The 7,192-nt window shown below is 40.9% G+C and carries 3 protein-coding genes; all 3 read left to right on the forward strand.

Annotated elements, in window-relative coordinates; all coding sequences use genetic code 11:
- The 3 genes from T355_RS0107285 (at position 1) to T355_RS0107295 (ending at position 7,082) form a co-directional block, all read left to right on the forward strand.
- Positions 1-2,532 (forward strand): SpoIIE family protein phosphatase, encoded by a 2,532-nt coding sequence (locus T355_RS0107285; protein ID WP_197019567.1) that lies wholly within the window; start codon positions 1-3, stop codon positions 2,530-2,532.
- A gap of 22 nt (positions 2,533-2,554) precedes the next feature.
- Positions 2,555-3,103: an RNA polymerase sigma factor gene (locus T355_RS14760; RefSeq protein WP_027397184.1), complete on the forward strand. Its 549-nt coding sequence runs from the start codon at positions 2,555-2,557 to the stop codon at positions 3,101-3,103.
- Between the two features lie 274 nt (positions 3,104-3,377).
- Complete coding sequence (locus T355_RS0107295) at positions 3,378-7,082, forward strand: autotransporter domain-containing protein (RefSeq protein WP_027397185.1); 3,705 nt, start codon at positions 3,378-3,380, stop codon at positions 7,080-7,082.
- Positions 7,083-7,192 lie beyond the last annotated feature (110 nt).

Genomic DNA, 7,192 nt, shown 5'->3' on the forward strand with positions numbered 1-7,192 from the left:
ATGAAGCTGGACATAAAAAAGAGATTGTTTATGCTGATGCTGCTGGGCAGCTTATTGAGCTTCCTGTTTTTGGGGTCATCCCTTTTTTATGGGTTATACGGGGTATGGGATTCTTTTAATGCCAAGAAGGAGGAAGTAACCGTCGTTGTAACTGATTATAACAGGGATTTTGCCAAGGAACAGACCCAGGAAACTATGGACAGGTCTGTGGAATTAAAGTCCGAAACAGTATCATTTGAAGTAAACGCCATAAAAGAGGATGTAAAATACCTTTCCAATGAAGTTTCTGAGATATTAAAATCACCACAAAACTACGAGCTTAAGAAGCTTCCTAATGCTGCCGATGGAAATCTTCCTGGCGGAATACCGTATGTTCAAATTAGTCCTGAGCTTAAGTCCCAGGGGATAACTCCTGAATTGGAAAAGGAAATTCAGCTGGTATCAAATATAGGGGAGCAAATGCAATCCTTGGGATTGTATTATGTAAATGTTTTTGTTGCTTCTAAAAATGGCTATACCATTTATTATGATACTTCCGAGGAAAAGGGGTATGTTGCTATACTCAGCCGTGAGGAATGGCGTGATACCTATGATGCCCGTAAACGTGGCTGGTATACAGATGGAATAAATAGCCAGGAACCTGTATTTAGTGATGTATATACCTCAATAACGGGAATAAAAATTATTTCCTGTGTTATGCCGTACTATGATCAAAATGGTATAGCTGGTGTTTTGGGAGTGGACTGTTCCCCAAAGAACTTATTTATTCAGGAAGAAGAGGGAAAGGTTCATGAGAGCTTTATTATAAATAAAAAGGGCGTAATTCTTTTGAGTACCGTCCAAAAGTCATTTTTTCCTCCTAACAAGGTCTTAAAGCGGATGCGTCAGCGCTTTACAGGATATGAAAAGGTGTTTGTAGACAACGAAGAATATTTCCTATCCTACGCTCCTATTGACAATACTGACTGGTGTATGGGGACCCTCGTATCAAAGGAAGAAGTAATGAAGGATGCTGTAACTGCCCAACATCGTATGGTAGAGCAGATGAATATTTTCTACACCTCCTTTGCACGTATTATTTTATTGATGGGCGGTTTAACTATCGTCATATCATTGGTGTTATTTTCCCTTATTTTATATTGCAGTGCCAAAATTGCCACACGGGTTTCCAAGCCTGTATATGCCCTGATGGCTGGGGCGGATGAAATAGCCAAGGGAAATTTCCAATACAAAATTCAGATACATACTGGTGATGAGCTGGAGCAGCTGGCAGAAAACTTTAATAAAATGACCGATGCCCTTAACCACTATACCCAGGAAATTGCCTATAGAGCCAAGGAAAAATCCCGTGTTGAGGCGGAGCTTTCTGCTGCTACCAACATTCAAATATCCCTGTTGCCTTCTCCATTACCACCAAGAGATGAATTTTCACTGGCTGCCGCTATGTATACAGCTAAAGAGGTGGGGGGAGATTTCTACGATTATTACTTAATTGATGAAAATTATTTGGCAGTAACCATAGGCGATGTTTCCGATAAGGGAGTTCCAGCAGCTTTGTTTATGGCTGGAGTAAAGACAGTAATTAAAAATAATATTTTAAGCGCAATGAAGAAGGGGGTTACCCTGGAAGCTGCCTTATATTATGCCAATAATCAGATTATTGACGCCAATAAAGAAAACTATTTTGTATCCGTCTTTACCGGAATATTAAATATTGAAACAGGAGAGTTTACTTATGTAAATTGTGGCCATAATCCACCTGCTTTGATGGATGGAGAAACAATATCATATTTACCTTCTTTTAAAACTAATGCAGTTTTGGGCGTAAAAGCAAACTGGAAGAATACTGAAAATAAAATACATCTAAAGCAAAATAGCTTTTTATTCCTCTACACAGATGGTGTAACAGGTGCCTTAAATGGAAATCAGGAATTTTTTGCCAAGGAAAGAATGGAGCATGTACTTAGGGAAATGGGTACAGAAACAGCTCCTGAGGAAATAATTAAAGGCATGAATGAGGCTGTAATTAGTCACATAAAGGGAACGGGAGAAAATGTGGAACAGTCTGATGATATTACCATGTTGGTTCTAAATTATAAGGGATGTGAGGATATGGACTCGGAAAAAGAAATAGTCATTCCGGCAAAAGTAGAGGAATTGCCTAAAATTGTATCCTTTATTACCGAAATATCGCGTGCCACCGATTGTTCAGAGCGTTCAATAAATCAGCTGATGCTGGTGGTGGAGGAGATATTTGTCAATATTGCAGAATATGCATATAAGGACAAGGAAGCAGTGGCAATTATAAAAGGTAAGCTGTATGGTAAACCACCGGAAATTGAGCTGAAATTTATCGATGAAGGGGTTCCGTATAATCCATTGGAAAAGGATGACCCAGACATTGATGCTGCCCTGGAGGACAGGGAAATAGGCGGGCTTGGAATATATCTGGTAAAGAAAAAGGTGGATAATATATCCTATGAACGTCAGGGGAAGAAAAATATACTTACTATCAGAAAGAAAATGATTTGATTTTATTGAGGGAGCAGTAGCTATGGTTTCCAGCACGTTGTATTGGAGTCAGCGGGCCAGGCAGGCTATCACTGATGAAGAAGCATTTACAGAGTTATATGATTATTATTTTCCTCGTGTTTATCAGTATTTATTGGGAAAAACAAAGGATAGCTCTTTAGCGGACGAATTTGTCAGTAAAACATTTCTCAATATGTATGAGCATTTGGGGGATTATGACCCGGAACGGGGAGCCTTTTCCACCTGGCTCTTTCGCATTGCCCAAAATGTGGTAAACAAATACTACGGAAGTAAGGCTTATACTGCCCATACTTCCTGGGATGAGGGCTTTGACCCAGCGGATCAGCAGGCTACACCAGAGCAGCAGTATGTTGACAAGGAGCAGGATGATGAGCTAAAGGCCGCAATTATGCAGCTGTCTGAGCGTGAGCAGAAGATTTTGGAAATGACCTACTGGATGAACATGAAATCCAATGAAATCGGCGAAGCCCTAGGCATGGCTCCCAGCTCTGTACGGGTAGCCTTAAAGCAAGCCAGGGAACGGTTGAAAACAATTTTAGAAAATTCATAAGAAAGTAATAACAGTATTAACCTAAAAATCTATTTGAAGAGGGCATATCAGCAGATGTGCTCTCTTTTTGTATATTCATTTACTTATGTTGCTGTCAGTCGATGATAAGATAAGTTTAATTCTCAAGTTAGTTGTTTGTAAGATAATAGAATATCAATCGTATATAAGTATAGTGAAGTAGTAAATTAGAATTCTTATTATTTCGATAATAAATAAAAGAATATGTTCTTTAACTAAAGAAACGCAATCGTTAATATATATTGGAGGGAGTATTATGAAACGAGTTAAGGGTAGGAAGATAACCAACAGTAAGAAAGCAATGCTGGTTACAGCCATTCTTACCAGTCTTATTAGTGCACCCTCATGGACTGAGGCGGCTGAAGAGGCTGACACCTGGACAGTCAACTATGGTGGCATACCGGTAGCAGAGCTTAATATATTGCATAAAGATGAGGGCTTAGGTTATGATGGTGATTACTTTATTGCACCAGCCCAATATGAGCTGGATGATTCACTGGTAAAAGGTAGCCTTAAAGCACTTTATTATTGGACGGATATGCTTAGCCTCAGGGGGAAAAATTCTACGCCGTGGCAAATTTATGTTACTACCCAAGAAGATCTTCAAAATGCCTCGGCCCTTTCTAATTTTTTCACTGCCAATGGAACTACAAATAAAATGGTATATCAAAATAAAAGCTATATTACAGAGTCATTTCAGGGAATCCGTAATCTGACGCCCATTACCTTTGATTTAGCTGCCTCAAAAGATCCGTTTCCGGCTGGTGATTATGCTTATAGTAGTGTAAATATTGGTAAGTATATGGGGGCTCATCGAGAAGGCGCCATTTATGGATGGTGGGTAGACGGGGATACGGTGTTACCTACAAACGAACATGCGGTTGACTATATAGCAATTTTCCGTCACGAACTGGGTCATGCCTTGGGCATTACTATAAATGATGTTACAACTGATAAAAATGGTGAAAACTTAAATGGTGGACCCATTCCGGTTAATAGTAAAAAAGAGTATTACAAACGATTTGATGATAGCTTAAATAACTGGTCCAGTCATTTGGTGGACCAAAATCTGAATCCTGCCAAGCCTGGTATGCAAATTATGACCAGTGAGTTCTTCAATGATTTAAAGAAAGACCATCCTGAGGTAAAGGAATCTGATTATTTCATCGTGGATAATGGAGAAGGTGACAATGGTGATAATCTGACTGGCAGACAAGGCTATGCCTTCTTTATTGGCAGTGATGTGACAGCTGCTCTTGATGGCGGGACCTTTTATGGTGTAAGTGGTTTACCGGTCAAAGGCTGGGAAGAGGAGAAGGGGAATTTCATTTTTGAGGGCTCCCATATTGAAACTGCTGGTATAATGAGTCATCGTAGCTACCGGAATTATACTACCTTTTTAGAAGCGGAATTGGCCGTCATGAATGATATTGGCTACGATATTGACCGCAAGGCATATTATGGTCGTTCCATTTACAATAATGGCAGAACATTAATCAATACCCAGGGCTACTTTGCCCGTAATGCTGACGGTACAGCCTATTTAAATAACACTTTCAGCAAGGTTCCGTTAGGTATCGGCTTACATATTTATGGTTACGATAATAATATAACCCAGGCGGCCAATATTCTGACTGTAGGCGATGGTGGTACTGGTGTCCGGGTGGATGGTGTAAACAATACTCTCATTATTCCGGAGAATACAGAAATTCACGCCGATGGCTATAGAGGAAATGGTATTCTGGTGGCCTATGGTCGCAATCATACTGTGAATCAGGCTGGTACAGTTACAGCTAATGGTGAAGGTGGTACCGGTATACGGTTTGACTTTGGCTCAAATTTATTAGGGGGCTTTGATGGTGAATATCGCGGTTCCTATATTCGCTATATTCGTGATATAGGTGGTGATGGCAGTATATCTAAGGCTGAAAATCTAAAACTGACTAAAATGGATTCCGATGAGTTCAATACTGTTGCCGATGAATTGAATGGGCCTATGGTGGATAAATATAATCTTTCCGGAACCCTTTCTGGTGCTGAAAATGCCATTTACATCGGTAAAAACGCCTTCGTTAAAAATATAAATATTAATGATGGTGCCAAAATTTACGGTAATATTACATCAGATTGGAAGCAATTTGGTGATGCTGCCTATGAAGGAGCCTATGACGAAGACGAAGACAACGATAATCGTGATGTTTTGCGGCTTCAATATAAAGAAAAATTTGAAGAAAATGGATATTGTTATTCAAAATATATTCCTGATTTAGTTACCAATCTAAATTTTAATACCAATCTAATCTACAATGGCGATATTACCGGTGAGGATAATATGAAGGTCAATGTAAACAATGGAACATTGACCTATAATGGTACAGCTAAAGTGGTAAGTGTTAATGTAGCGGAGGATGCAGCATTGTATGGCGGAAATTTCATCGTAAATGAAATTTCTGATGATGACTTTGCTTCAGATTTTACAGACGATACTACAGGTAATTTCTATAATTACGGTTCCATTGGTGCCAATAGCGAAGACAGCAATATGAATATCAAGGGTAATCTGGTATCCAATGGCGAGCTTAGAGGCTTTGCCGGCGGTGATAATGGCCAGATTATTGTGGATGGAAAGGCATCTATAAATGGCTCCATGTTATCGGTGACTAATGCCTTGCCAAATGAACAAATGGAAGTTTTACAGGCAGATGAAATAGAAGGTACTTTAGGCAATACTACAAAGCCATACGCAGCAACTGGTATGCTGAATACCATTGGCATCATTGATGGTACCACATTGAAGGTAACGACGTCTGCGTCTAATAATCTTGGCCCAATAGACAGCACCCAACAGCAGGCCTATGATGCCATGACGGATATGCAGTTACATCTGTCAACTAATGGAGATAGTCGCATCAATGAGATGCGTGATTTATACAGCTTGGATTCTGGCGAGGCCAAGGCAGCCCTTACGGCTATTGCATCAAGCCCAGCTCCAAACAACCTGGTAATGACCCAAAGCAATACCATGACCAGTCATTTACTTTCCGCCCGTCTTTCAGAAGCCTTTGCTTCAAAAGAAGTTAAGGTGGCTATTCCAACCTCCAAGCTGGATGATGGTAAAGGCGACAAGGCCTTGACCATGGATATGAAGCTGGCTCAGCCTGTGGACAATGATTTCTGGTTCAAGGTGGCCAGAAACTGGGGCGAAGGCAGTGGCAGCAGCTACTATCAGGGAACTACCATGGCTGGTGGCTGGGACCGTGCCTATGGAAAGCATTGGCGGGCCGGTGCCTTCGTTAGCTACGGCCAATTCTCATTTGCGGACAATTTATCCCATAATGGGGTAAAGGATACCCGTGTAGGCCTTTATGGTGGTTACAGCAATGGGCCTCATAATGGCTATGTGTACTTGGATTATGGTTGGATAAACAATGATTTGACCCGTCGGCTGACTGGCCTGGATTTACAGGCCAAAGCAGATTATAACAGCCGTATTCTGGAGCTTGGCGGAGAATATAAATACGATTTAAATGCCAAGAATATGAAGATTTGGCATGTCAGTCCTTACGCCAATGTACAGCTTTCCCAGCTGTGGCAGGATGGCTACACCGAACGTGGAGCCGGCATTTTCGGCCATCGGGTAGATAGCCAGTCCAATACCTATTTTGCTGGGGGCCTTGGCTTGGAATTTAAACGATATCTGAGCAATGGCAGTTATGCCTTGCGTCTGGGCGTAAAGCATGCCTTCACTGGTGCTGATCCAAAGTTTACTTACGGCTATATTGGTAATGATACCAAGCGTTATGAGCTGCGGGGACAGCAGGACAAGACCCATTTCATAATGTCTATTGGCGGCGAGGCTGAGTTTGCCCCTGGCTGGACTCTGGCTGGTGATTTGGCTTTTCAAAAGGGCAGCCACGACAAAGATATTATGGCAGCAGTTACCTTAAGGCGAATGTGGTAAAAACAAACCTTGGGGATAATTGCAGGAATTTGACGTTTTTAGCAGAATTATTTATAGAGAATTGTTCTTTTTTCTTTTCAAGGATAGAACGATAGGCAAGGAGGGATTAT

The sequence above is a fragment of the Anaerovibrio lipolyticus LB2005 genome, assembly GCF_000621545.1.
GTDB lineage: Bacteria > Bacillota > Negativicutes > Selenomonadales > Selenomonadaceae > Anaerovibrio > Anaerovibrio lipolyticus_A.

Coding starts and splice junctions, on each gene's coding strand:
- T355_RS14760 (WP_027397184.1), top strand. CDS start 2,555: ATGGTTTCCAGCACGTTGTATTGGAGTCAGCGGGCCAGGCAGGCTATC.
- T355_RS0107285 (WP_197019567.1), top strand. CDS start 1: ATGAAGCTGGACATAAAAAAGAGATTGTTTATGCTGATGCTGCTGGGC.
- T355_RS0107295 (WP_027397185.1), top strand. CDS start 3,378: ATGAAACGAGTTAAGGGTAGGAAGATAACCAACAGTAAGAAAGCAATG.